Annotated in this window: 20 protein-coding genes and 1 pseudogene; 14 read left to right on the top strand and 7 right to left on the bottom strand. The window is 50.9% G+C overall.

What is annotated here, in order from left to right:
* The first annotated feature begins 76 nt into the window (after positions 1-76).
* The 4 genes from ACYZT9_RS04220 to copD all read left to right on the top strand — a co-directional run bounded on the left by ACYZT9_RS04220 (position 77) and on the right by copD (position 4,357).
* The gene (locus ACYZT9_RS04220) at positions 77-1,942 is read left to right on the top strand and encodes a copper resistance system multicopper oxidase (RefSeq protein WP_462008704.1); all 1,866 of its coding nucleotides are present in this window, start codon (positions 77-79) and stop codon (positions 1,940-1,942) included.
* Between the two features lie 10 nt (positions 1,943-1,952).
* Positions 1,953-2,966, top strand: a complete 1,014-nt coding sequence (locus ACYZT9_RS04225) for a copper resistance protein B (RefSeq protein ID WP_462008705.1) — start codon at positions 1,953-1,955, stop codon at positions 2,964-2,966.
* A gap of 69 nt (positions 2,967-3,035) precedes the next feature.
* Positions 3,036-3,419 carry a copper homeostasis periplasmic binding protein CopC gene (gene copC, locus ACYZT9_RS04230; protein WP_462008706.1) on the top strand — a complete coding sequence of 128 codons (384 nt, stop codon included), beginning with the start codon at positions 3,036-3,038 and terminating at the stop codon, positions 3,417-3,419.
* A 2-nt stretch (positions 3,420-3,421) separates the two neighbouring features.
* Positions 3,422-4,357 (top strand): copper homeostasis membrane protein CopD, encoded by a 936-nt coding sequence (gene copD, locus ACYZT9_RS04235; protein WP_462008707.1) that lies wholly within the window; start codon positions 3,422-3,424, stop codon positions 4,355-4,357.
* A 51-nt stretch (positions 4,358-4,408) separates the two neighbouring features.
* Here copD and ACYZT9_RS04240 read toward each other — a convergent pair whose 3' ends face one another.
* Entirely contained in the window at positions 4,409-4,855 is a 447-nt protein-coding gene (locus ACYZT9_RS04240) for a DUF411 domain-containing protein (protein WP_462008708.1), read from the bottom strand.
* A 284-nt stretch (positions 4,856-5,139) separates the two neighbouring features.
* On the opposite strand from ACYZT9_RS04240, the gene ACYZT9_RS04245 reads away from it, so the two are divergent.
* The 5 genes and pseudogenes from ACYZT9_RS04245 to ACYZT9_RS04265 form a co-directional block, all read left to right on the top strand.
* Positions 5,140-5,823: a heavy metal response regulator transcription factor gene (locus ACYZT9_RS04245; RefSeq protein WP_462008709.1), complete on the top strand. Its 684-nt coding sequence runs from the start codon at positions 5,140-5,142 to the stop codon at positions 5,821-5,823.
* Positions 5,820-7,208, top strand: coding sequence for a heavy metal sensor histidine kinase (locus tag ACYZT9_RS04250; protein ID WP_462008710.1), 1,389 nt, complete (start codon positions 5,820-5,822; stop codon positions 7,206-7,208). The genes ACYZT9_RS04245 and ACYZT9_RS04250 overlap by 4 nt, the downstream gene beginning before the upstream one ends.
* 191 nt (positions 7,209-7,399) lie before the next feature.
* Entirely contained in the window at positions 7,400-7,699 is a 300-nt protein-coding gene (locus ACYZT9_RS04255) for a metal-sensing transcriptional repressor (protein ID WP_462008711.1), read from the top strand.
* A gap of 7 nt (positions 7,700-7,706) precedes the next feature.
* Positions 7,707-8,843, top strand: a complete 1,137-nt coding sequence (locus ACYZT9_RS04260; protein ID WP_462008712.1) for a nickel/cobalt efflux transporter — start codon at positions 7,707-7,709, stop codon at positions 8,841-8,843.
* 12 nt (positions 8,844-8,855) lie between these two features.
* A pseudogene (locus ACYZT9_RS04265) lies at positions 8,856-8,984 on the top strand (DedA family protein); the annotation flags it as partial.
* A gap of 143 nt (positions 8,985-9,127) precedes the next feature.
* Here ACYZT9_RS04265 and ACYZT9_RS04270 read toward each other — a convergent pair.
* The gene (locus ACYZT9_RS04270) at positions 9,128-9,826 is read right to left on the bottom strand and encodes a helix-turn-helix domain-containing protein (protein WP_462008713.1); all 699 of its coding nucleotides are present in this window, start codon (positions 9,824-9,826) and stop codon (positions 9,128-9,130) included.
* A 208-nt stretch (positions 9,827-10,034) separates the two neighbouring features.
* Here ACYZT9_RS04270 and ACYZT9_RS04275 point away from each other — a divergent pair, with 208 nt between their 5' ends.
* The 4 genes from ACYZT9_RS04275 (at position 10,035) to ACYZT9_RS04290 (ending at position 12,932) form a co-directional block, all read left to right on the top strand.
* On the top strand, positions 10,035-10,787 hold the full coding sequence (locus ACYZT9_RS04275; protein ID WP_462008714.1) for a hypothetical protein: 753 nt from the start codon (positions 10,035-10,037) through the stop codon (positions 10,785-10,787).
* Positions 10,788-10,871: 84 nt separating this feature from the next.
* Entirely contained in the window at positions 10,872-11,450 is a 579-nt protein-coding gene (locus tag ACYZT9_RS04280; protein ID WP_462008715.1) for a transglutaminase-like domain-containing protein, read from the top strand.
* Between the two features lie 388 nt (positions 11,451-11,838).
* A complete protein-coding gene (locus ACYZT9_RS04285) occupies positions 11,839-12,057 on the top strand; it encodes a hypothetical protein (RefSeq protein WP_462008716.1) in 219 nt (72 codons plus the stop codon).
* Positions 12,058-12,482: 425 nt separating this feature from the next.
* Positions 12,483-12,932, top strand: a complete 450-nt coding sequence (locus tag ACYZT9_RS04290; RefSeq protein ID WP_462008717.1) for an antitoxin Xre/MbcA/ParS toxin-binding domain-containing protein — start codon at positions 12,483-12,485, stop codon at positions 12,930-12,932.
* A 507-nt stretch (positions 12,933-13,439) separates the two neighbouring features.
* On the opposite strand, the gene ACYZT9_RS04295 is transcribed toward ACYZT9_RS04290, so the two are convergent.
* Positions 13,440-13,802, bottom strand: a complete 363-nt coding sequence (locus ACYZT9_RS04295) for an antitoxin Xre/MbcA/ParS toxin-binding domain-containing protein (protein ID WP_462008718.1) — start codon at positions 13,800-13,802, stop codon at positions 13,440-13,442.
* 253 nt (positions 13,803-14,055) lie between these two features.
* Here ACYZT9_RS04295 and ACYZT9_RS04300 point away from each other — a divergent pair, with 253 nt between their 5' ends.
* Entirely contained in the window at positions 14,056-14,466 is a 411-nt protein-coding gene (locus ACYZT9_RS04300) for a hypothetical protein (RefSeq protein ID WP_462008719.1), read from the top strand.
* Between the two features lie 1,642 nt (positions 14,467-16,108).
* Here ACYZT9_RS04300 and ACYZT9_RS04305 read toward each other — a convergent pair.
* Genes ACYZT9_RS04305 through ACYZT9_RS04320 form a run of 4 tightly spaced genes read right to left on the bottom strand, consistent with a single transcriptional unit; the run spans position 16,109 to position 22,379 of the window.
* Positions 16,109-17,575 carry a hypothetical protein gene (locus ACYZT9_RS04305; RefSeq protein WP_462008720.1) on the bottom strand — a complete coding sequence of 489 codons (1,467 nt, stop codon included), beginning with the start codon at positions 17,573-17,575 and terminating at the stop codon, positions 16,109-16,111.
* The gene (locus ACYZT9_RS04310; RefSeq protein WP_462008721.1) at positions 17,568-18,062 is read right to left on the bottom strand and encodes a hypothetical protein; all 495 of its coding nucleotides are present in this window, start codon (positions 18,060-18,062) and stop codon (positions 17,568-17,570) included. The genes ACYZT9_RS04305 and ACYZT9_RS04310 overlap by 8 nt, the downstream gene beginning before the upstream one ends.
* Positions 18,063-18,096: 34 nt before the next feature.
* Positions 18,097-20,277 carry a hypothetical protein gene (locus ACYZT9_RS04315; protein ID WP_462008722.1) on the bottom strand — a complete coding sequence of 727 codons (2,181 nt, stop codon included), beginning with the start codon at positions 20,275-20,277 and terminating at the stop codon, positions 18,097-18,099.
* A complete protein-coding gene (locus ACYZT9_RS04320) occupies positions 20,274-22,379 on the bottom strand; it encodes a hypothetical protein (protein ID WP_462008723.1) in 2,106 nt (701 codons plus the stop codon). Before ACYZT9_RS04320 ends, ACYZT9_RS04315 begins: the two co-directional genes overlap by 4 nt.
* Between the last annotated feature and the right edge of the window lie 250 nt (positions 22,380-22,629).

Consider the following 22,629-nt stretch of genomic DNA (forward strand, 5'->3'; position numbering starts at 1 on the left):
CTATCCAAAGCGTGAACCCTCGGGAACACGCTAACGTGCGTGCACCTGACATCCGACTGACGGGACATGAATCGGTATGCATTCCAAAACTTCTCGGCGCACCTTTGTGAAAGGTCTCACCGCAGGCGGGATTCTCGGTGGCTTAGGCCTCTGGCATACCCCTATATGGGCGGCCCGTAGCTTGGGCGAGACTAATGTCCTGTCAGGTACAGAGTTCGACCTCTTTATCGGAGAAACACCGGTAAATATCACTGGGAATGCCCGGACTGCCATGACAATCAATGGCGGGATTCCGGGGCCTCAGCTGCGCTGGCGTGAGGGCGATACCGTGACCTTGCGGGTCAAGAACCGCCTCAAGGATATGACATCAATCCACTGGCACGGGATTATCCTCCCCGCGAATATGGACGGTGTGCCGGGCCTTAGCTTCCATGGGATCGAGCCTAACGGCACGTATGTCTATCAATTCAAGGTCAAGCAAAACGGAACGTACTGGTATCACAGTCACTCCGGCTTCCAAGAACAGGTAGGTGTATACGGCCCATTGGTAATCGACGCGAAAGAGCCCGAGCCATTTGAGTATGACCGTGACTACGTGGTGATGCTTACTGACTGGACGGATGAAGATCCTGCTTCGCTGATGAAAACATTGAAGAAACAGTCTGACTACTACAACACCCACAAACGCACAGTCAGTGATTTCATACATGACGTAGCTGACAAAGGTTGGTCAGCTACCGTCGCTGACCGCAAGATGTGGGCAGAAATGAAGATGAATCCCACTGACATTGCAGACGTCAGTGGCGCGACATACACCTACTTGATGAACGGCCACGCGCCGAACTCCAACTGGACGGGCACCTTCAAACCTGGCGAAAAGATTAGGTTGAGGTTCATCAATGGTTCGGCCATGAGCTACTTTGATGTCCGTATTCCGGGTTTGAAGATGACTGTCGTGGCTGCCGATGGCCAGTATGTCAAACATGTGAGCGTGGATGAGTTCAGGATCGCCACTGCCGAGACTTTCGATGTGATCGTCGAACCAACTCAGGACGCCTACACACTGTTTGCGCAGTCGATGGATCGGTCGGGGTTCGCAAGAGGCACCTTGGCCGTCCGGTCTGGCTTGGCCGCTCCGGTACCTAAGCTAGACCCACGTCCTCTCGTCACCATGGCCGACATGGGTATGGCCGGTATGGATCATGGCGCGATGGCTGGTATGGGCGATATGGCTGGAATGGATCACAGCAAGATGGCCGGTATGGGGGACAGCTCAATGGAGGGCATGTCAGGCATGGACGGCGGCGCCATGAAAGGTATGAACCATGGCGCTACGCAAGACATGTCCGGCATGGACAGCATGGCTGGGATGGATCACAGCAAAATGTCTATGGGCGGCATGAGTGGTATGGGAGAAATGCAGTCGCACCCAGCCACAGAATCCAACAATCCTCTCGTCGACATGCAGGCAATGTCGACGTCGCCAAAGCTTGATGATCCTGGCATGGGCCTTCGCGAGAATGGTCGAAAGGTGCTGACGTATTCCGACCTAAAGAGCACGTTTGAGGATCCAGATGGCCGTGAGCCAAGTCGAACTATCGAACTGCACTTGACCGGGCATATGGAGAAGTTTTCCTGGTCTTTCAACGGCGTGAAGTTTTCGGACGCCGAGCCTTTAAAACTGAAATACGGCGAGCGAGTCCGGATCGTTCTCGTCAACGACACCATGATGACTCATCCCATCCACTTGCATGGCATGTGGAGCGACCTTGAAGACGAGAATGGCCAATTCCTTGTTCGCAAACACACCATTGATATGCCGCCTGGATCAAAGCGCAGCTACCGAGTGACAGCCGATGCACTAGGACGCTGGGCCTATCACTGTCATCTCCTGTACCACATGGAAATGGGGATGTTCCGCGAAGTGCGTGTAGAGGAATAAGGAGTCGACTATGAGCAATTATTTTTGCGGGACTCGCATGCACTCAGCTGTGTTTACGGTCGCTCTGACCGCTGGTTTTGTCTTCCCCGCAGCCGCTGAAACAAGCCAGGGTACCGAAGACGGGCAGATGCAGACTATGGATCACGGCCAGATGCAGGGTATGGATCACAGCCAGATGCAAGGTATGGATCATAGCCAGATGCAGGGTATGGATCACAGCCAGATGCAAGGTATGGATCACAGCCAGATGCAGGGTATGGATCACAGCAAAATGGAGGGTATGCAGCCCGCCAAGCAACAACCGCAGACCCAAAGCCGGACGCCGATACCGCAATTGACTGATGCCGACAGAGCCGCAGTCTATAAGTCCCCAGGTGGTCACGCGGTTCATGACACAGCCCTCAACTCATTTTTTATATTTGAGAAATTGGAATGGCAGGATGCTGACGATGGAAGCGCACTGAACTGGGAAGCCCAAGGTTGGATAGGGGGAGATGTTGATCGTCTATGGTTACGTTCTGAAGGCGAGCGCACCAATGGGAAGACTGAAAAAGCTGAAGTTCAAGCATTGTGGGGGCACTCAATCAGCCCCTGGTGGGATCTAGTCGGCGGTGTTCGTCAAGACTTCAAACCAGAAGATCCTCAAACGTGGGCGGCTTTCGGTGTCCAGGGTTTGGCGCTCTACAATTTCGAGGCCCAGGCCACAGCTTATCTAGGTGAAGGTGGCCAGACCGCAGCGCGTTTAGAAGGGAACTACGACATTCTTCTAACCAATAAGCTGATTTTGCAACCAACGGCAGAATTCAATTTCTATGGCAAAAACGATCCCAAACGTGGAGTCGGTTCAGGGTTGTCTGAGAGTGAAGTCGGTTTGCGGCTCCGATACGAAATCCGTCCAGAGTTCGCACCTTACGTAGGTGTGACTTGGAATCGGTCTTATGGAAAAACCGCTGACTATGCCAGCGAGGAAGGCGAAGACCGCAGCGAAGCACGTCTAGTGCTTGGCGTCCGGGTGTGGTTCTAAATCACGGTAAGCGGCACCAAATAATTACTTAACCTCATTACAACAGCTACGCGCTGTGAGGAGCCTTGCATGTCTGTATTTAAATCCTGTGTTGTGGCCGTCGCTATTTCATCCAGCCTTCTGCTCACCGCAGTGGCCCAGGCTCACCCGAAGCTGGTGTCTTCAACTCCAGCTGAAGGCGCGAACGGCCCAGCCCCAGCAAAGATTGAGCTGCACTTTTCTGAAAACCTGGTTACCCAGTTTTCCGGAGCCAAGTTGATCATGACCGACATGCCCGGCATGCCAAACTCTCCTATGGGTGTGAAAGCCAGCGTGGCCGGCAGTAACGACCCTAAAACCATGGTCTTGACCCCGGCCTCTCCTCTCACAACTGGCACCTACAAAGTGGAATGGCGAGCGGTTTCGTCCGATACCCATCCGATTACTGGCAGCGTCACCTTCAAAGTGAAATAAGTATGAGCGACCCAATTAACGTGGCGCTGCGCCTCGCGCTGTATTTGGATCTGATGCTCCTCTTCGGTCTTGCCGTCTTTGGGCTATACAGCTTTCGGGGAAAAGAGCGTGTATCGGGAACGCTGTTGCATTTTGGGTCGCTACTACCTGGCACTGCTGTTATAGGTATGCTTTTGTCCATAGCAGCTTTTGTAGTTATGACAAAAAATATGAGCGGCGCATCCGACTGGGCGGAGCTGCGACCTCACATGGAAATGATGCTGTATGAGACTGAGGTCGGCTACAGCTGGGTGACACGCATGATCTCGCTAGCAGTGGTGATTTTTGCTGGAAGCCAGAACAGGCGATGGCCGACGGGCAGTCTCTGGGTCGCTACCATTGCGGGCAGCATTGCCTTAGCGACAATCCCATGGACAGGTCACGGGGCGATGGATGAAGGCGCCCTGCGATTCTGGCACTTTGTCGCTGATATTCTGCACCTACTTGCCGCTGGCGGATGGATCGGAGCTCTCGCGGCGTTTGGTCTGATGTTGAGTATTAGGGGGGCTAATTCGGAGCAACTGGTACGAGTGCTATCGCGAGCGCTCAAGGGATTCGAAACAGCGGGCGCATTCATTGTTGGTACGATCATAGTTACTGGCGTCGCTAATTATCTCTTCATTGTCGGGCCGACAGTAATCGAAGTCGTAACCAGTACCTATGGCATTCTCCTGCTCGTGAAGATCCTACTTTTCGTGGGCATGATCGGGCTAGCTACCCTCAATCGTTTCTACCTGAGCCCTTCACTAGAGCGATCTGTGGTGGCCGGTGATTTTTCTCTAGCGGCAACTGCTTTGAAAAAAAGTGTGGTGATCGAATCGACCTGTGCTGTCGTCATCGTTTGCTTGGTGGCTTGGCTAGGAACATTGAGCCCCTCAATCGAGATGGCTCAAGGGTGATCCAGGAGCTAGATCCGAGCGGCCCCAAGGGCGCTCAGATCTGAGCAACGACTATCGGCTGATGGGGTAGTCAGCGACCACTTCTTGCGCACCTGCCTTGGTGAGCCCCAGGACTTGGTAAGGTTGATGATTCTGGCCGTAGTCCATACCAGGAGAACCTGCGGGCATGCCTGGCACTGCAATTCCTGCGAGGTCTGAACGACCATTCAGCTTCTTGATTTCATCGGCTGGGACATGACCCTCTACGAATTTGCCGTCAATCACAGCCGTATGGCATGAAGCGAGTCCCTGTGGCACGCCCAGGTTCTGCTTGATAGCGCTCATGTTGGTTTCCACGTGGTCGACCACCTTGAATCCATTCGATTCGAGGTGCTTGACCCATTCCTTGCAGCACCCGCAGTTCGCGTCCCGATGCACATCGATTGTGAGGGGCTCACCTGCCTGCACAACCCCACAAATCAGCAATCCCACAGCAAGCGATAGCTTTCGTTTGAACATTCGATGCACCTCGTCACGTTTTAGTGTGCGGTTGCGCTGTATGCACTGGCCGTAGGCCAGGAGTCGTGCTTCCGCACTGGATGGAAGGTAGGTTAAGCGCAAAAAGCTCAGGTTCCCGATTACATTTTTGTAAGCCGCGTCTTCGCTGCCCCCGCTGAATTGCCCCCAAGCCTGTCGTGACTGCGTGCTTTCTGTTTGCTGTTGGGGCAATTACATTTGCGTAAGCTTCCGCACAGTCGTCAGATTGGTAGCACACTAGAACATCGCAAAACCGGAGCCCCTGCATGAAAATCTTGGTTGCAGAAGACGAACCCAAAATTGGAATGTACCTACAGCAAGGCCTCCTGGAAGCTGGCTTCAGTGTCGACCGGGTTGTGACGGGAACAGAGGCGCTGCGCCAGGCGCAAAATGAGGCCTACGATCTTCTAATCCTGGACGTAATGATGCCGGGCTTGGATGGCTGGGAGGTCATTCGCTCTGTCCGCACAGCCGGGAGCTCAGTTCCTGTGCTGTTTCTGACGGCAAGGGACGGAGTTGATGACCGGGTCAAAGGCTTGGAATTAGGTGCGGACGATTATCTAGTCAAACCCTTCGCATTTTCCGAGTTGCTTGCTCGCGTTAGAAGCTTGCTTCGCCGTGGTGCCGCCGTACCCAACCAGACATCTATTAAAATCGGAGATTTGGAGGTCGATCTTCTGAAGCGTCGGGCTTCGCGCTCAGGTCGACGCATTGACCTTACCGCCAAGGAATTTTCACTGTTAGAGCTGCTGATGCGCCGTCGGGGGGAAGTCTTGCCGAAATCACTGATCGCATCGCAGGTTTGGGACATGAATTTCGACAGTGATACCAATGTGATCGAAGTCGCGATTCGTCGGCTCCGGGCCAAAATCGATGACGATTTCGACACCAAGATGATTCAGACCGCGAGGGGAATGGGGTACATGCTAGATGCTCCGGATACAGAATGAAGCGCGCATCTCTTACCCTCCGTTTAAGCATGATGTTTGTCTGTGCCGTGGTGGCCGTGTTGGTAGTAGCAGGCTTTACCTTTGATGGGTTCAGTCAGCATCACTTTAAGGCCATCGACCGTCAAGCGATGACGGAAAAGCTCGAATCCATTCGGCAAATAATGGATGGCGAAGCTGGCTCCGCAGACCCTTCAGAAGTTGTGTTGCAACTACAAGCACTCCTTGGTGCTCACCAGGAACTTTCAGCCTCAATTATCGCGATGGGCGGGAAGACGTTCTTCGCGACTTCAAATGCAGTTGGACATCCTTCTTCCTCCTCTGGTGACCCGAGGGAAGATATGTGGGAGTGGACAGCTGGAAGCCATATGTACCGAGGCATGAAAGCTCAAGTTCATTTGGCGAATGAAGCTGAGCCAATGACCGCGTGGCTGAGTCTAGACATCACAAGCCATATGCATTTCGTTGAAACTCTGCGCTGGTGGTTAGTGATCGGGCTGGCGATTAGCGCCTTGGTCAGCGCAGGTTTAGGGTGGTTGGTCGCGCTCAGCGGGCTGAAGCCGGTCGCACAAGTAACGAAAGTCGCGGCCTCGATGTCAGCCGGATCGCTGAAGGAGCGTATTCCGATGGATTCTGTGCCTCGCGAGCTTGAGCTCCTTGTCACTTCGTTCAACGCTATGCTGGCTCGCCTTGAAGAGTCATTTGCTCGGTTGTCTAACTTTTCAGCCGATATCGCGCACGAGCTACGTACCCCTATCAGCAATCTGCGCACACATACCGAAGTCATCCTCACAAAGAAACGTGCACCAGAGGATTATGAAGAGAATCTCTATTCCAACCTGGAAGATCTGAACCGACTTTCCAGCATTATTGACGGCATGCTTTTCTTAGCAAAGTCGGACAACGGTCTGGTTCTCCCTGCCAAAGAGAAAATTGAGTTGCGTTCGGTCGTCGAGAAACTATTCGAGTATTACCAGCTTTTGGCAGACGACACAGGGGTAAAGCTACAGGTAGTCGGGCACGGCGCGGTGAATGGTGACAGGACGATGCTGGATCGGACGATCTCAAATTTGCTGTCCAATGCACTCAGGTATACCCCACCTGACTGTACGATCTCCGTGAAAATCGAGCCCCTTGGCGACATGATCAGCTTGTCAGTGGAAAACCCCGGCGAGGAGATAGCGGTAGAGCATCTGCCCCGGCTGTTTGACCGTTTTTACCGAGTCGATCCCGCACGGAGAGAGAGCGCTACGAACCATGCGGGGTTAGGGCTGGCAATCGTCAAATCACTGGTTGACGCCCATGACGGCAACGTTGGATGTGTCTCCAGAGCAGGTCATACGACCTTTATGATCAGCCTACCCGCGTGGCCTGCTGACCACGAGTGAAAGCAAAGAGATCGCCCGGCCCCGTCCACAAACATGGCAAGAACAAACGCGAGTACCACCGTCATTGTGAGTGTTCTGCTGAACATGGCGTTCGGGTTTAAACTCGTCTTATCGGGTTTTGATACGTTTGACCTATCCCCCTGGGGGGGATAGGATGCCGGCGTAATTCATTGAGGCCCGAGGCTCAAGCCATGAGTGAGCAAGAACACCAACATAGCCATCCGCACACCCACCAAAGTCACGACGCGATCATCAAGCGTCTCAAGCGAGCGGATGGCCATTTACGCGGCATCATCACGATGATCGAAGAGGGCCGCGAGTGCGTGGACATCGCACAGCAGCTGCATGCTGTTGAAAAAGCGGTCTGCCAGGCGAAGCGCACGCTCATCCAGGATCACATCGATCACTGCCTTGAGGACACCGTTTCGGCGCTAGGCAATGGCGAGCGCGCACCGCTGGAAGCCTTTAAGCAAATCACCAAATACCTCTAGGTCTGACATGCCCAACTTCGCTGAACTGCTACAACAGGGCGGGGCTCACGCCTGGCTGTATTTCCCTAGCGCCATTCTGCTCGGTGCCTTGCATGGCTTGGAGCCCGGCCATTCAAAGACCATGATGGCAGCGTTCATCGTGGCCATTCGTGGCTCGGTTAAACAGGCCGTGTTGCTGGGCTTGGCCGCTACGCTTTCGCACACTGCCGTAGTGTGGCTAGTCGCTATCGGCGGGATGTATCTGGGCAAAGGCTTGGACGCACAAACCACTGAGCCATACTTCCAGCTCGCGTCCTCTGCACTGATCATCGCAATTGCGCTTTGGATGCTGTGGCGTACCTGGCGCGGTGAGCAGATGTTCAAGTTCGAGCAAGGTGATGACCACCATCACGGCGAGCATGACCATGGACATCATGATGAAACCCACCGAATCGATACCGGCCACGGGCGCATCGAACTGTCGATTTTTGAAGTAGGTATGCCACCGCATTGGCGCCTAAAGACATTGACCGGACATGCCTGGGCTGCCTCAGATGTTCGCCTGATGATTACCCGTCCAGACGGCAGCACCCAATCGTTCTCTTTCGTCGAGCGCGAAGGCTTCCTGGAGTCGACGGTCGATATTCCCGAGCCACATGAGTTCAGTGCCCGCCTGAGTCTGGGCCATGCCGGCCATTCCCATGATTACGACCTGGAATACCAAGAACATGAACACCATCACGCGCATTCCGAACTGGAAGGGTTGGAATTGTCGATTGACGGTTATCAGGATGCGCATGAGCGTGCCCATGCCAACGATATCCGCAAGCGCTTCACCAACCGCGAGGTCACCACGGGCCAGATCGTCGTGTTCGGTTTGACGGGCGGTTTGATTCCTTGTCCGGCTGCCATCACCGTTCTGTTGCTGTGTCTTCAGGTTAAAGAAGTGGCGCTGGGTGGCATGCTCGTCCTGTGCTTCAGCATCGGCTTGGCCCTTACCCTAGTCACGGTCGGTGCTGCGGCAGCCATCGGTGCTAAACAGGCCTCCAATCGCTGGCCGTGGCTGGGAACCGTGGCTCGTCGTGCACCGTATTTATCCAGCGTGTTGATCATTGGTGTTGGTCTGTACGTAGGGTTTCATGGCTGGATCGGCCTGAACGCATAAGGCGATGTCCGAATGTTCGAACTCACCAGCTACGTTGGTCTGTTTCTGGCGGCATTCGGTGCCGCCACGTTATTGCCAATGCAATCTGAAGCCGTGCTGGTCTCAATGTTACTCTCAGACCGGTACATCGCTTCGACGTTATTCCACTTAAGAATGTCCTTGCGTCCTTGCGTCCTTGCACTCTTTGCAACGCATCGGTGTCCCCTGCGGCAACCCGCAGGACATCATCTCGTTCGAACTGTCGCATGGCGTCGATTAAACGTCCTCTCTCGTCGCAGTTCCGGTCAGAATGGAAAATCCAGTTTTTTCTGCACTGCAAATTCGCCTGGTGCTTTACCTCGTTCGAAAGCAATTAAATACGACATCTGGACAGTCAAGGGCTTCGCTTCTGACTGCTCGCCAGACACCTTCAGATGTACCTTGCGAGTAGCATATTGAATCGATACTTCAAGCCCTTGTAGTTCATCGATCAGCTCCTGCATCTCGTCGTACACAGCAAATTTGGCGCTTTCTGAGTAATCGCTGGCACAGTCCCTATAGTCGCGAAAATAGTCCACGAGCGACGCAAAGACCTCGTGGGCATCACGTTGCATTTCAAATCCAGGCTGGGAAATATCCACTGTGGAGCTTTCTGCAAGCTTAGCGAGCTGGTGTCCAGTCGAGAGAGGCAGTGCCGGTAAGGTGATGTAGTCGCGCTCAATACGGGCTTTCTCTACTCTCAATGCCTCTTCCGTGGGGATGTCGAAGGGCTTGTTGAAGGCGTCGATGTCTTCGATCTCGAAAGCAGCTGCGAGCGCACGTCGAGTATGAGTACTTGCTGACTTGGCATTCTCAACGCGTTGTACAGTCCGTACGTTCAAGCCTGCAAGCTCGGCCAGAGTCTCCTGTGACCACTGAAACACCTCCCGCATTTTGCGGATGAGAGCGGCGAATTCTTCGAGACTCAACACGCGAGGTTGGCCAGACGAGGTATTCGTATTCATTTTTAAGCTCCATGAGATGGTTAGTGCGACTCATGATGAAGAAGCTGCTGATGACACAACACGACAGGAACCCGACAGAGAACCGACAAGTCCTGAGGCTCTGCTGAGGTTACGAGGAATTGAAGCTGGCTGCAGACACTTGCACCTCTCCGCCCAGCGTAGTCGTGATAACGTCGTCCGAGCCCGTGATCATAGTGCGGGCCCGGAAATGACAATCACCTACCAGGACAACGAAATGGACATTCGGCACTTCCTTGAACAGCGGCTGGCTTTTATCAAGCAGCTCTATCTAAATGGGGTCAGCCCGTTTGAAGATCGCAAAAGGAAAATTGAGAATGAGGAAGCCCCCTTCATCCCGCCCTATAGCGAAGATGGGGAGCCTGCATATTTGAATGAATGGCTAGAAGCTGATTCGTCAATGCAGGTGCTGGGTAGCGCATGCTTATCAATGATTGCTGCGTCGCTACACTTATACTTCAAAGAATGGGAGCGTCAGCTTGGGCCTGCTCCTGGGCCTTCACTCAAATCAGAATTCAAAAATGGCGGATGGCCAAATGGCTACAGGGCATTCTACTTGGCCCATGGTTCAGAACGGTTTGAGGATGGCCCATTCGATTTCGCTTTGATTGAAGAACTCGTGCTGGCGAGGAATAGCATCCAACATCCCGACTCACTGATCTTCGAGACATCTCGATACTCTGACGATGCGCTCCAAAAGCTGCCAAGCCCTTTTTTTGTAAGTGATCGAGAGAGAAGTTTGATTGAGGAGGCCGATGGAGAGAGCCGGCAATGGCTCTATCGCCCCCATATCTACATCACTACCGAGAAATTTCTGCATGCTGTTTCTCAGGTATCTGCATTCGTGAAGTGGCTGGAGGATCAAGGGGAGACCATGATGCATACGCGTTATCTTGAGCGAAAACGTCAACGCGAGATAGGCGCTGGCTCCAATCCGTTCTAGCCCCCGCCAGAGGCTTCTTTCCCCATTTAAATCTGAAGCAATGGTTGGTCAGAACGAATGCAAATGACCGGCAAGGTCGAATAAATGCCCAAGGGATCCTTTGTGCCTTCAACTCTAGTAGACATTATTATCCGCGACCGTGGCGCGGAGGCCTATTCCGATTACGCAGAGTTTCAGATTACCGATCCCGATGTAATCGTTAGCGCCGCTAGGCAAACGCTCGATTCGATCCCTCCATCATTTGGTTCTTGCGTCATGGTCAGTGCTGGCTTCACTGCCATTCTCAAATCTCAAGGGATACCCGCAGTTGTCGTCCTCGGAGACCTACTGATTAACGGCCAGTATGCTTTCGAATGCCGGGGGAACATTCCAGGGGCAACCTATGAGGGAGAGTTTGTGGAAGCCAAGTGGGACGGTCACGCCTGGGTAATGCTCGCAGGTGTGCTCTGCGACCTGTCGATCTTCCGAAGCGCCTACGCCACTCAAACGCCAAGCAACCTCAAAACTTTCATCAGCGAGCAGTTCGGTGAGGGCAAGGGAGCACTGATGTGTCCCCACGATAGCTTGCCGGTCGGCATGGAATTTGTGCCCAAATTTGCTCTCAGTGACGCTCAGATTCTGGGGATTCTGGATGGTTTGTCCAGACAAACACTTGAAAACTAAGTGACGAAATTCTACGTGGCATTCCCAGTTGAGCTGGGAGCTGAAGACGGCTAGAACCTAAGAGCGGCGCTGACTTCACTGCGATTTTTAGCCAGGCCTTCTTTTTTTGCAGTCTGCCCATTTCGAGAAGCTTCGGTTTTCCTAAACCTAACTACATTAGGAGCTCTTGCCTGTCCCCAGGTGAGGGAAACCAATCAGCCACTTCAACATAGCAGTGGACGGCCTCGCTCAGTGCCCACCTCACAATGATATCCGCTGCTGCTCGATAGTTATCTGCCATGAAGAGCCGTCGATCCTCTGCAAACTAACCACGCTTATCGGGAGCAGTGGATCAGCCAAGGGCAAATTCAGCTAGGCTTCTCGCATCGGTTACTCACGGACGATACCCATGCTAAATAACTCAGACGCCAACATAGCCACAGCGGACGCCCTCACACTGCTCCTGCACAATCAGCATGCCTTAGCAGCGGCCATAGAAGAAGTTACCAAGTGGCTTTCAGAGAATGGAGTGGGGAGTGTCGCCGACAATGCGGTTGCTGCCATGGACACGCTGGACACAAATGCCCGTGGCATCACGGACGCCATCATGCGACTACGCCAGTTGTAGGCATCCTCACACTGTAAGATGGAGCACAAGAGCACATAGACGGAGGGCCAGAGATGGAGTGTACTTTTTCTCTGAAATACCAATTGCCGACAGACGACATTGATATAGATGCGGTAATAGATCGCTTGGCGGAAGAAGGCTGCGATGATGCGTTGGTAGGCGTCGGACTGCCCAGTTACCTGGCGTTGGAGTTTGTCCGTGAAGCCCCCTCATCACATCACGCAATTGAGGGCGCCATCGAAGACGTGCGCCGAGCCGTACCCACCGCACGCTTGATCGAGGTAGCAAACCGACCCAGCGAACGTAGCATTTAGGATGTTAGAAATCATGGCGTACACGTTCAAAGATTACTCAGCGCGCGAGTGCCTGAATCAGCAAAAGCTGTTCACAGCTCCTGCTGGTGCGTACGGCACCACGTTTGTTTGATGCTGTCGTTCATTGAAGAGTACAAATCCGGCGCGCCTTCCCCTGCTGGCATCTGGGCACAACTAGGAATACCTAACCGGGGCTCTGCGCTTCATGAGCGCATTCGTGAAGGACTACCTTTTTCGTTCCTGGAACAGCTAGCAAAGCTGGTTCAGATCGAGATGAGGTTGCTCAGTGAGGGAGTTGGCATATCAAGGTCTTTGCTGGGCCGCAGGATGAAGACGGGACGTCTCACACTGTCCGAGAGTGACCGCCTTATCTCATTTATGACTGTGTACGAGCGCGACATTGCGCTGTTCGAAAGCGATTCAGTCGCTACATCAAAATGGATGATCACGCCGCTTCGTGCGCTGGGCTCGAGACGCCCACTCGACATGCTAGGAACGAGAGCGGAAGCGAATGCGGTCTTAGATCTTATCGGTCGATTAGAGATGGGAGTGCTGGTGTAGTTCACAAGGCGGTAGTCGAGCACAATCCAGTCCTGGCCTGCCATCGCTCCTTCGAGCCGACGGCTCGGCTCAGTACGCCAGCAAGATCGCAGATGGTCATCGCACGAATCGCTTGAGTGATCGTCGACTCGCTATTACTTGCTCTCGTATCTCGTCTGGGTCAATCGACATGCCGCCATTAGGTGTCACGCGAAGCGACTGCAGTTTATTGAGGGCAGCAATGAAGGCGCGATCTCTCGCTTGCTCTGAGCCAGATCTTTTGTCACGCCAAACGAATTCGATGCATCGCCATAAAAAAATCATACCGCTCTCCATTGCTGTCGAAACATGGAACGCATTTTCATTGGGGGGATACCGTGGCATTTCGTTCTGCTCATCGCAGCGCTTCAGCAAACGATATCTGGGTTCTCCTACCCTCAGCGACGGGCACTGATATGCCGAGCCATAAAACTCAAAGGGCTCGGGTTATTCGTTCCACATCGACCACCTGGCGCTTAACCGGGCGTATCAAAAGAGGGAGCGATTAGCCGCGAGATATTGGACAACTTGCTCGAGACCCGCTCTGCATTTGATGAGGCCACGAGGTCGACTACACAGACTACGATTCTCGCTGCTGAGCCAGTTTCTTGCATTTTGCTCGTTACCTACGGCTGCGAGCAACGCCTGATACACCTCAACTAAAAGTAAGGCCCGGCTCCACGATTCCGTGCTTGGTCGAAGCAGTTCATGTCCTTGGCGTAGAAGCAGCACCGTGGAAACATGCTCGTCCAAGACAGCCGCTAAATCAGTGTCATCAAGCCCCAGCCCTTCGCCGGCGCGGATAAAAGCTGTGCCAAGTACTGCGCTTTCAGCGCTCGATGTGGATCTCATGTTCCACCATATGGTTGGTGATGACTGGTCTGTAACGTAATTCTATGCTCTGTAACGCTGCTTACGTTACAAGTCAAAAGTTACGTTACAGTCTGTGGTTAAACTCATAAGGCAAGCGGAGCGCGCAGGCGTGCAGGATGTCAGCCCGAAGGGCCGAGACGTGGCTTGCTACGGCTCGGTTCACGACAGCCCTCCGCCAACGGCGGCACGCCACTATCGAATCCCAGCTTCAACCAACCTGAAAGAGGCTGAAATGACCCACGATGAACTCCGGAAGCTGGAAGGCACCAGGCGAAGAGCTCTTTGGGAGATTGCCAGATTCCTTCCAGGTGATTCGGAGGCAGCCGATGCCTTAGCCATCCTTGATGACCTCGACGACAAAGAGCGAAACGGCAATCCCTTTACCGATAAGCCACTTGAACTCAACGACGTTCGTAACTCTGTCCCTGTGCAGCCTCACCAATGCGGCATCGACATAGTGTTGGAAATGAATATCCCCCAGCCATGGAGAGAGCGCTTCCTTCAGGCGAGCATCGGATCAACGCGACTACCCGAAGCGCCATATGCTGGCGACTGGGAGAAGTTTCTGAGGAAGTGGGAATCCGAGATGGCCCACCTTGAGAGGCATAGAGCGCTCAGGGCGAAGGTGGATAGCTCTAGCTAAAACAAGGAGGCCGTATGGGGCCTACCGAGGATTGCACCGTACGAATGCCGCGCTCTCGGTGCTTGAGGCTACTTATCCAGCTCTGCATCCTGCCAGCAATCTCGAATGCCCCATCTGTGTACGATTAAGCGTTCTACGGCCTCGGTGGCTGATAAACCTTCACGCTCACGTGCGAGTAAAAAATCCTGGTCAAGCATTGCCTGGTTTTCAGCTATCAAGTCCTGGAATGGAGTATCAACATCTGGAGGCGGGCGACGGTCAGAAGGGGCACGCGCAAGCCATAGCACCTTTCCGTCAAAAGCTTATCAATAACCATTGACCTGCCGCGACTCGAGATGTCTGTCCATGCATCATGTACTCCACAAAATAACTACGTTTAGCCTCACATACGCGACGGGTCATCACTGGGATGTGTTGGCTTGAGGAGGGCAAGCTCAGCGATGACTTATTGGTGCTCATTCCGAGAGATGAGTGCTTCGCAGATGGTTACGAACGATTGGTCATTGCCATGCTCGTGGTGCCAATTAGCAAGCTCCTGGTAAATCCCACGGTGACGGCTATCGAAGCCTCCCCAACAGTCGTCCTTACGAAGACGAAATCTTCTAGGGTCATAAAAACCGAGCACCAACTCCCCAAGTCGATATGCAGTGCCGTACTTCTCATGCAGCAGAATATTCTCGTACTTCAGGTATGGTGACTGTTCCATAGATGAAATCTCGGTTGATGTGAGGTTTTACTTATTATGCCGATAGCGCTCTGATCGTAGACTCTTGATTTAAAAAAACAAGAAAATTGCTGGTGCAAATCTTTTGGTAGCCGTTGCCTTAATGTGCCCTAAAAGGGACATTAAGGCAGGATTCGGCACTTAATGTCCCTCATAGCGGCCACTAGCGATGAAGCGTAAAATAGAAATAATTTCAATGGTGGTGGGCTACTTGGTGTCGTTGGCTCAATCCTACGAGAATTCAACAGCCGGAAGACTTGGTGTCAGTGAGCATCCCCACGGCCATAGAGCACTGCATCCACGGATCAGTGGCTGCTACCGTCATGAACCGATGGCTCTAATAGTCTCATACGGAATGAGCAACTTGCTCGAATGTGTTAGCGTCGACCCACGGCAGGAGACTATCCGTGCCGCCTCCGAGCAGGCCATCCCTCGCGATATCGAATCGACCCTAGTTCGTAGACTGGAGGCACGCATAACGTAAACCGACGCTGCAGGAAAGACGACGCCAAGTAACGATCTGAAACAGTCCAGGCTAAATGCTAGAGCCTCTACGGTTGAACTGACGTCATATTCCACCTGTAGATCTTCCGTAGCCTTGAATGGCTTGCTAGGCACTTATGGGTCGTCGACCAGATGGTTCAACTGATCACGTAAGGCGACTATCTGTTCGCGAAGCTTTTCGAGGTGGATAGACATGCACCCCGGTCGATAGTCGAAATATTCAAGGCTGCTAACTGCGACGATGAAATCGCGCTCTTATATGTCTTGCCTTTTCGTGCGGCGGGCAGGGACAAAAGATTCCATATCGTGTGAATTATCCATATCTGATTCCGCCCTTGGAGATGTTTTGTAACCACTCCGTGAGATGATTTGTATCGTTATACACCCAAGCTTAGCTTCTGTCAGTCCGACGTGTTACTCCGGCAGCTCTGAATTGCTTAGCCGCATTTCCAGCTTCTCGGCCATGGCTTTGATGTTCTGGATTTCGGTCGTGAGGTCGATCCTTTGGAACTTAGATTTGTGTTCAAGAGAAGTGAGTGTGTCCTTTATAGAGTCCAGCTCATCTTGAGCCTCAAGCAGCGAGCTGTAACTTGAGCTTGAAGTGAGAGCTTTGAATTCTGCATGAAAATAGTGGAAGAGGGATGCTGGATCAGAATGACCGGTTAGACGAGCCACCTCTCCACATATGTCGTCACGCAGTGTTGGAGTCCATCCCTCTCTGAGGCGTGGATTTTTGTTGAATTTCGCTTCCAGCCTGATGTTGATCTGACGGGTTATAAAACGGTGTCTGAACATGGATAGGCAAACACGGATATTAGTTAACCCGGCACCTTTGCACAGCCGATCAAACTCCTTAGTTATTGACTCTTTCTTCAAGCTACCCCCGTGCTCACCTATAAAGATGTTAGTAGGTTGGATGCAGAAAATTCCTCGAATATGTAGGAGGTCGATGTACGCCTGCCTATTGTCGACGTACACCTTGAACTGTCTAGCAGCTGCGGCATTGACTTTGAAGCGGCGGATAGGCGCTGGGGTTCCCCGCTTTTTAGTGGGGATCACAATTTCTAGAGTGTCTGAAACGTTTCGGTTCAGCAAAAGGTCTAGGTCGAATAGCTCTTCTGGGCGCAATCCAGTGAGCTTCATCATTCTTATTGTAAACATTCGTCTTTCATACAAATACACACTGGTAGCATCATAGAGCTCAAGGTCACTGATCGATTTCAACTTGGATTGGACGGGCAGTTCATCCCACTCACGCTTGCGAAAAATTTCGTTCTGAATTTTTTGTATTGTGTGCTCGTCTATGGCTACCTTGTCATCATTATAGGGAACTGGGGCTACGAGCGATGGATGATCCATGTAAGAACGCTTGGTCTTGGGGTTTATCTCAAAAGATACGATAATGTTAGCTCCGCTATGCACGGTTCCTACCAACGGTCTCTCTGGTATTGATGGGTGTTTTGTGGTGACCCAGTACAAAAAATTAAGTGTGGTGTGTTGGATCAGTCGGGTGCGGTTGTTATTCCTTTTGGGCCTTACACCCGTAAGCGTTGAAACAGTTTCTTGCACTAGCTGCTCAGTGAATTCATCGAAGTGAGATTCGCTGAAGTCCTTGAAATGGACAGGCTTAACAAAGCAGTAGCGTATGAAGTGTGTAATCAGTGCGGCCATTACCTGCGCAGAGTCCCTGGCGCCTGTTGAAGCACAAAATTCTGCAATCCAAAAGTTTACAAGGTTGCATGGCCTACCGTTGGGCCAACGAATCAGTACGTAGTTCGTGACAATACGCGGCTTTCCTACAAATCCGCCCGTTTGTTGGATCGGAATAGGATGGCCTGGAACGCTTACCGACTCGTACTCTGAGTAGAGTTGTTTAGCCATTCTTTTTGCCGCCATCAATAATCTTTATATTTTGAGATGTAATCAACTGGTCGCTTGTCAGAAAAGTATGGTACTTGGCTCTGGATGTTTTTACTTTTAGCGCGATAGTCGCCCGAATTTCTTCGGCGCTGTGTGAGCTTTGAGGGTCGATTCGTTCCAGGAAGGTAAGGACGTCAAAGTAGGCCATCGAAGCGATGTGAGCCTCGAGTAGCGCGATACGTGCTTGCTCGTTAAGTGAGGGTAGGCTGGGAGCGGTCGCTTCGATCACCCTAGGAGTCGATAGGGCGAATGCCTTGGCTCTCATATCTAGCATCTCGCTCCAAATACTCAACCTGGAACTACCTAACATTGAGGACTTTGCCGCTTGTTTCAGCGAGTTCAGAGAAATGCGCTTGAAGCGATCCGAGACCTCAAGTGCGCAGAAGCTCTTCATGGTAGACAAAGCCAGAAATTCCTCCATAGAAGGCGAAATTTCACGGGAAAGCACCTTCGTTAACCATGTATGCCTAGAACAGAAATTTTTATTTGTTGTAGTTCGCATCTTTTTTATTTCCCAGACAAATTGCAAAGTCAATTGCGTAGATCTCGTCTTCAAATGTCTCGAGTCTAACCTTGTAGGTGGTCATTTTAAACTCAGGTTGTTGAAGTGCTTTGTCGAGATATTTGAGGAACTCCGGGTTGCTAATTGTGGCAATGCTTGTAACTTTGAAGTCTTTCAGCGCTTTTATATAAAGAGCTAGAAGTCCTTGGTTTTGATCTTCGGCCAATAGACCATTTTCAAGAGCAATCAGCTTGTCATCGATACATTCGGACTCATAGCGAATGGCTTCAGAGTCCGAAGGATCATACGCGATGTAATCGTCAATGTTATCCCTGTCAGAGTGCCCGGCCATATATCTTAGTAATTCTTTTCCTGAATCACCTACGTGTCTGTGTGTTAGAAGTAAGAAAAATTTTCTCATCTCATGAATGCGTACATACCAGCGGCGACCTAGTTTATCAGTGGGCATCTTAATGAAGTCGCAAAACGTATCGATACATTGGTTAACCTTCCAGTCGGCTTTTTTGCCGCTAGGGCATTTGAATCCCCTTCCTGGAATGTAAAATAGGCTCTTGGCGTACTTTGAATTGTCTCCATATATGGCGGTCAGAGAATTGCCAAGCACTTGAAGCAATTGAATAGCGTGAGCCGCTACGTAAGGAATAGGACGTTCAATAATTTTATTAACCCCCAAAGCCCCTGTTTTACCTATCATGTGCCTAATAAAAGCGCCATTATTGCCAGTATCGGTAGATAAGCAGTTTCGTTCGAGGGTGCTCAGTTCAGCGTTGCGAATCGGTTTCACCATCCCGATTATGATGGCGCATGCGCCAAAGAAAGACTCCATTACCATCTTGTAGTTCGACTGATCGACAGGAAAGTTTTTCTTCACTTTGGTTTGAAGCCTGCTTATGTTGAGGGCTTGCGATAATGGTTGGGATGGTAGGTTTGGCATCCCCTTTGTGATCCACAGATGCTTGGTCTCTTGAAAGAAATCATTCTTCTTTTTGGATTGGCGTGGTAAAGGGTAATGTTCATCAAATTTGACGAAGTGCTCAGTATAAAAAATCAACGAATCAACAATTGCCTGGCCATATACTACTATCCATTTGCTAGCTTGGTTCAAGAACTTGAATCCGATGTCCAGAGGTAATAGCTTGGTGTGACCTCCGGGTTTTAAACGCTGGGAATACTCATGGACTAGCTCATTGACATTAATATCAATTTCTGGGATGTCCTCTGGTAAAGCGTCATGTCCCTGAAAGAAAATCTTCAGCATTACCATGTTGTCCTTAAAAGATCCAATGCCTACTTCTCCTCTAGACACTTCTTCGATTGTTTTGGTGTTTTGAGTATTATGAATATTCTTTCGCACGCTTTTCTGCAGCAACTGTTCGTGGAAAAGATCTGGTTCGAATTGCCTGATAAATAGCCGAAAATTTGCGTTATGAAGGCTGTATGGGGAGCTGCCGAGGATAGATCCAATATAGTCTCTGGAAAGCAGCCCATTTTCATAGGTGCTGGTTTGCGCGCTAGCAACATAAAGGTTATTTTCGGTGAAGTATGCAATCGCCTCACTTGTTAACTCAACCGGAAGGGTGTCTGGATCTAATATTAGATCCTGAAGTGAAAACGACACAGGCAAGACATCGATCAGGTGAGCGATGAAACGCTCTTTCAACAACAAGGCAGCAGGCCACCCTCCTTGGCTCAATTCCTCGGCGATAGACTTGCAAGCATCTTTGTCGAATAGCTTAAAGCCATATTCGCTAGGTTTATATATGTCTTGGTAAAGGTTGGCTCGCGCCGCCAGATTCATTGCGAAGTTAAAGTACACAATCCATCGATTTCGCGCGACTGGCTTACCAGTGATGGTGCCCATGCGACAGTGGAACAACCATTTTTGTAATAACTGTAGGATTTTGTCGTTAACTTCGTCAGTTAGCTTGGTTCCATCCGGCATTAAACGTTCAAAACTCATGCTATGAAGCTGTGCTGACCCTGGAAAGCTTACCATCCATTCCGAGCTTCCGATCCCTCCTTGTACAAGCCAGTCAGCCTGATAGTTATGGGTCTGCTTGTAAATTTTGCTTTGTTGTTCGGCATGTTCGATCATCGCCTTGATGCGGCTGTTATCGAATGATGAGTCTTTAGTCATCATGCCCTCGCGTTTTGAATTGAGACTAGCGGACGGAGGTCTTTCTTAAGAATGGTCGCACGGAGGTGCGATTTTCGGAGCTCATTCATGGAGTCTCCTGATACGCGGTCTGCTATAGCCATCTCAGCGTTGGATGCGCTATCAAAGTCCAGGCTAATTGTTTCTGCGACTAAATCCCTGATCGTTGGGAACACCCACAGTGGTACGTTCGTGCCTTCATCAAACAGCAAACGATCTTCCGGTTGAAGCGCATCAACTGCTTCCGCGTATGCATAGATTGCTGCCAAGCTATTAGGACTGCGATCAAACAACAGTTCGTGCTCTACGAACATTTCAACGATAGAGCTTGGATCGGGCGAATAGCGACCAAGCTTATCCCGTATCGCTTGACTCAACGGATCACCGTTTGTCAATCCTAACAATACGCGCCGGATAAAAATTTGAAGCTCTTGTCGGCTTGTAAAGTCGGATGCAGCCAACTGCCATGGTTCGCCTTCAGTGGCAACCAGCATAATTTTTTGATGTAATACTCTGAAGAACCTAACCGCCCAGCGATGAGTCATCCAAGGTGGAATATAGTTCGTTCTGACAACCTGCAGGGAGTTTCCCAATAAGTCCGCCACGGCTTGGAGGCTACCGCTACGCAAGAATTCCAGTATGCCTTGAGTGCATCGAATTCTGTGAAGATTCATCATTTCCGGAGCGACACCGACGGCCTCGAACTCTTCCTTGTGAATGTCATAGAAAGAGAGACCCGTATTAGTAGTCAAAGCTTTTGCAAAATCAGGATTAGACCCTATTTGGCTGTTGCTTGAGATAAGAAACAGCTTTCTCCAGCCACTTTTTCCCTCCGACATAAGGCGTCGCCTTGGCATGCTTGTGCATCGAATTACGTCCATGACGATTTTGGTGCTCAACGGTGGAAGTACAGATAGCTTGCGTGACCGGGCCCGAGGTTTGCTGACGCTTATTGTAATTCGTTTAGTATCGCCATTCCCACGAAGATAAAATTTCCCATCATGTCGATATAGTCGTATTTTGGTTAATGATGTTGGATTAAAATTAGGGTTTTCCGAAGCAATAATGGCGCTGGCTACCGCGCAGTCCCTCGGAGAGAGGTACCCTAACAATCGGTTGAAAGTTTCGTTGACCTTGTTGTTGGCGATGCCGTCGTCCCCAGCAGCCTCCCATACCCTTGCCACAAGTTTTGGCTTGCTATGGCAGTTGTAAATGACCGGTTTGAAGAAAGGCAGCTTTTGAAGTTCGCTAAAAGTTACTGATTTAAGCTCGTCAGTCTGCTCGGCGTAATAACGAGTAACAGCTAGAAACCAGTTTAGACCTGTTGGCGAGTCAGGGTGTGCGAGATGTATCCCATCCTTGTAGAAACATTTGCTCTTAAGCATAGTCTCAATTTGATCTACCGAAATATCTTTGCAAAGCTCATCACCTCGTGCGTGACACCTCAGCATTAGATCCCAGTAGTCCACCGAACATTCAACAATTGCGCCAGCTCGCGTCTCGAGAGTGTTTTTGAGATTAATAAGATATACATCATCTTCAAGACTTAAACCTTCTTCCACAAGATATTTTTTGGGAAGAAGGAATTCCGACGATTCAGGGATAGGTGTGTGCACAGTACCGTAGCCGTGCGGTTGAGCCATGGATTCAGGCTGACTCACGCCTTTGGCTGATGCATCTGGAATGAATGTATTAATGGGGATGAAACCCACGCGCCTAAGCGCTTTATAAAGGTTCGCTAAGTTAGTCCACTGAGCGAAACGGGTTTCGGGCTTGTTAGTTATATCTGTCAGATGAATCGCGTAATGCGTAACGATAAAGTTGTTCCAGCCATCGTCCGCAGGTGGGAATCTGAGGCGAAGCTTTACTACATGGTCGAAGATGTGTTTGCCAGATCTGAAATGCGATCTATAGCTTGTTTGAGCTCCGGGAATGCACAGCAGTTTGATAGCCTCAGCTATGGCCTTAAGTGCTGGGTCTTCGATCCATTTAGGTGTGTGCAAGTTATGGGTTCGGTAGCCGCTAATGGTTTCATCGTCATCCCACCTGAAGGTGATTTCACCATCCACAACTTGGTAGTTAAGCATCAGGGGCTCTCCGCGAAAAGTGCCATTAGAGATTCGCTTTTATGTCCGAGTCAAGAGTTTTCTATCAGGTTTTTTTCTCGATTAGTATGCTAACAATATACCGTTAGTTTGATTTTAATGGTGTGTTTTCTAGATACCGTTACTTTATGTTTGTTGGATTTTGCATTAGGGCGGTAATAATCATCAAGGGTAGGCAATGAGTATTCACGTGCTATTGGTATGCTTTCCTATTAATTGATTAAGCAGTTAC

The organism is Pseudomonas sp. ZT5P21, from assembly GCF_054897785.1.

Coding starts and splice junctions, on each gene's coding strand:
- ACYZT9_RS04280 (WP_462008715.1), top strand. CDS start 10,872: ATGCCCAAGGGATCCTTTGTGCCTTCAACTCTAGTAGACATTATTATC.
- ACYZT9_RS04275 (WP_462008714.1), top strand. CDS start 10,035: ATGACAATCACCTACCAGGACAACGAAATGGACATTCGGCACTTCCTT.
- ACYZT9_RS04295 (WP_462008718.1), bottom strand. CDS start 13,802: ATGAGATCCACATCGAGCGCTGAAAGCGCAGTACTTGGCACAGCTTTT.
- ACYZT9_RS04285 (WP_462008716.1), top strand. CDS start 11,839: ATGCTAAATAACTCAGACGCCAACATAGCCACAGCGGACGCCCTCACA.
- ACYZT9_RS04245 (WP_462008709.1), top strand. CDS start 5,140: ATGAAAATCTTGGTTGCAGAAGACGAACCCAAAATTGGAATGTACCTA.
- ACYZT9_RS04270 (WP_462008713.1), bottom strand. CDS start 9,826: ATGAATACGAATACCTCGTCTGGCCAACCTCGCGTGTTGAGTCTCGAA.
- ACYZT9_RS04315 (WP_462008722.1), bottom strand. CDS start 20,277: ATGATGACTAAAGACTCATCATTCGATAACAGCCGCATCAAGGCGATG.
- ACYZT9_RS04320 (WP_462008723.1), bottom strand. CDS start 22,379: ATGCTTAACTACCAAGTTGTGGATGGTGAAATCACCTTCAGGTGGGAT.
- ACYZT9_RS04305 (WP_462008720.1), bottom strand. CDS start 17,575: ATGGCTAAACAACTCTACTCAGAGTACGAGTCGGTAAGCGTTCCAGGC.
- ACYZT9_RS04255 (WP_462008711.1), top strand. CDS start 7,400: ATGAGTGAGCAAGAACACCAACATAGCCATCCGCACACCCACCAAAGT.
- ACYZT9_RS04260 (WP_462008712.1), top strand. CDS start 7,707: ATGCCCAACTTCGCTGAACTGCTACAACAGGGCGGGGCTCACGCCTGG.
- ACYZT9_RS04250 (WP_462008710.1), top strand. CDS start 5,820: ATGAAGCGCGCATCTCTTACCCTCCGTTTAAGCATGATGTTTGTCTGT.
- ACYZT9_RS04240 (WP_462008708.1), bottom strand. CDS start 4,855: ATGTTCAAACGAAAGCTATCGCTTGCTGTGGGATTGCTGATTTGTGGG.
- ACYZT9_RS04220 (WP_462008704.1), top strand. CDS start 77: ATGCATTCCAAAACTTCTCGGCGCACCTTTGTGAAAGGTCTCACCGCA.
- copC (WP_462008706.1), top strand. CDS start 3,036: ATGTCTGTATTTAAATCCTGTGTTGTGGCCGTCGCTATTTCATCCAGC.
- copD (WP_462008707.1), top strand. CDS start 3,422: ATGAGCGACCCAATTAACGTGGCGCTGCGCCTCGCGCTGTATTTGGAT.
- ACYZT9_RS04300 (WP_462008719.1), top strand. CDS start 14,056: ATGACCCACGATGAACTCCGGAAGCTGGAAGGCACCAGGCGAAGAGCT.
- ACYZT9_RS04225 (WP_462008705.1), top strand. CDS start 1,953: ATGAGCAATTATTTTTGCGGGACTCGCATGCACTCAGCTGTGTTTACG.
- ACYZT9_RS04290 (WP_462008717.1), top strand. CDS start 12,483: ATGCTGTCGTTCATTGAAGAGTACAAATCCGGCGCGCCTTCCCCTGCT.